The sequence below is a fragment of the Paraburkholderia elongata genome (assembly GCF_013177735.1).
Lineage (GTDB): Bacteria > Pseudomonadota > Gammaproteobacteria > Burkholderiales > Burkholderiaceae > Paraburkholderia > Paraburkholderia elongata.
On record NZ_WOEZ01000237.1, the window covers coordinates 1 to 2,428 of the forward strand.

Here is a 2,428-nt window from a genome sequence, read left to right on the forward strand (position 1 = left end):
ATGTCCGGTTCGATGAGCGGGTTGTGGAAACGGGGTTAAGGCAAGGATATTCGGGCACCGCCAGACGAAAGGGGCGGAAACAGACAAACCGAACCTAATGCTACCGCGCCACAACTCGACTCTACCGGTCACTGCCTGACGGCGATCGGCAGCACTCGACCCGTTACTGCCCTTCGGTGAGCTTCTCCGAATGTCCCAACCTCGCAAAAAAGCGGCCGCTCACCATCCCGACTACGCGCGGCCAGCGAAGCCTGAACGACCATTTGTCTAACGTTTAGCTCTATCTCGACGAACGGTCGTGCCGGCGAACAGCCGATGCGTCTGTACCTCGGTTTGTCAAAACGTGCCGGCAACATGTCGAGGCCAGATCGAGGTGTCGGCGTGCGTGTCGTTGTGTCAAAGCCAGACACAGATGGGCGCTGTCAGCTGTCATGTCAGTCGTGGGATGCCGGCTAACCTGATGCCGTCGCATCAATACAACGGCGATGCGTCCCGGATGCGTCCCGGATGGGACGAAATACAGCACTGCGCCTTTTCTGGCAGGGATTTCACCAGAATTATTTCGGATTTATGACGAATTATCTCAGCAAGACGTAACGGTGCAATCCAGCCCGGAAATGACATCATGAGGCTACCTGCCTTTTATACTCGCGCCGCTTTTTTCCGCCTGAATCGCAATCCGCTGGAGTTAATTCATGAAAAAGATCCCCGTAGCCCTCGCCGTATCCGCTGCACTTGCCGCATCGGCCGCCCATGCACAGAGTTCGGTCACCCTGTACGGCCTGATCGATGCCGGCCTGATGTATACCAACAACGTCAAGACCTCCGCCACTTCGCACGGCGGCCTGTTTCAGGCAACCAGCGGCACCATTAACGGCAGCCGGTTCGGTCTGCGCGGCGCCGAAGACCTCGGTGGCGGCCTGAAGGCCATTTTCGTGCTGGAAAACGGCTTCAACGTGCAGAACGGCAAGCTCGGCCAGAACAGCCGGATGTTTGGTCGTCAGGCGTTTGTCGGCCTGAGCAGCAGCGATTTCGGTACGGTGACGCTGGGCCGCCAGTATGACTCACTGGTGGACTTCGTGGCACCGCTGTCCGGTACGGCCGGCACGTTCGGCGACACGGGCTTCGCGCACCCGTTTGACAACGACAACCTGAACCACACGCTCCGGATGAGCAACGCGGTCAAGTACATGAGCAGCAACTTTGCAGGCCTGAAGTTCGGCGGCCTCTACGCGTTCTCGAACAACACTGACTTCACGCTGAACCGTGCTTACAGCGCGGGCGCAAGCTACGAGTTTGGCCCGTTCAAGATGGCCGCCGGCTACCTGCAGATCAACGGCAACGGCGCGGCCCCCCAAGTGAATACCAGCGGCGCAGTTGACCTCGGCGAAGCGCCTGCCCAGACGGCTGGCTTCAGGTTCGGGGCGAACGTTCAGCGCACGATCGGCGCGGGTCTGAACTACACCTTCGGCCCGGCAGTGGTCGGCTTCGTGTATACGAACAGCTTTTATCAGGGCACGCAATCGTTCAACCTCAACAATGGTTCGCAGCGCTTCAACAACTATGAACTGAACGCCAAGTACACGCTAACACCAGCGATTACGCTGGGTATCACTGACACGTACACCGATGCCCATCTGTCAGGCGCGTTCAATGCGACCGGTACGCAGTACGGCACGGATCCAAAGTGGAATCAGGTCAACTTGCAAGCTGTCTACGCGTTTTCCAAGCGTACGGATGTTTACGCCGAAGCCATGTATCAGCACGCAATCGGCCAAAACGTTGTCGCCTTCATCAATACGTCGGGTGGCGCCTCGTCGACGGCGAACCAGGTGGTCGGCACGGTCGGATTGCGCACGCGCTTCTAACGAAGCCTGAAACCGAACCGGTTTAGCCCTGTCTCAGGGCGCAACAGCAGTGTGCGCCGGCAAAAGCACCCGCCGGCGCAAATTCATCTGGGCACGACCGATACAGCTTGCCTGAAGAGGTCGCGTCCAGATGTGTCGGGACTCTCGTCGCTGGTCCAGACGAAACGGCGGTCACGGCGCAGTGAATGCGGAGCGAGAGTCCGCGGACACTTGCGCTGACGCGACTTTCTCCGAGCAATAATTTGGCCCGTCCGTCTGGATGGGCTTTTTTTCGACCGGGCACAGGTGGGTGCGCGCCATCGATCCCATACCTGGTTGACCTGGTATTGCCTAACGGCAGATTGGCCCTCGACATCGGACCTTCACGAGCCAACGACGATGGACCGTTCCTGGCCGGGTGCTGCCGTACGTAGAGAACAGCGGCCGATACGCGCCGTTAGCGCGAACTGCTCGTAGTCGGACGTGGGAATTCCGTAGCCCCTGGTCAGAAAATGGGTGGGAGAAAATGAGTTCGCACAAGCGGGGATTATTGTGAGCTACTGACAGTTTTCGACCCAGAC

Annotated in this window: 1 protein-coding gene; it reads left to right on the forward strand. The window is 58.8% G+C overall.

Features of this window, described 5'->3' with window-relative positions:
- Positions 1-695 precede the first annotated feature (695 nt).
- On the forward strand, positions 696-1,868 hold the full coding sequence (locus GNZ13_RS41235) for a porin (RefSeq protein WP_172176007.1): 1,173 nt from the start codon (positions 696-698) through the stop codon (positions 1,866-1,868).
- Positions 1,869-2,428: the final 560 nt, after the last annotated feature.

Bases quoted from the DNA above. Each gene is read 5' to 3' on its own strand.
- GNZ13_RS41235 (WP_172176007.1), top strand. From the start codon at position 696: ATGAAAAAGATCCCCGTAGCCCTCGCCGTATCCGCTGCACTTGCCGCA.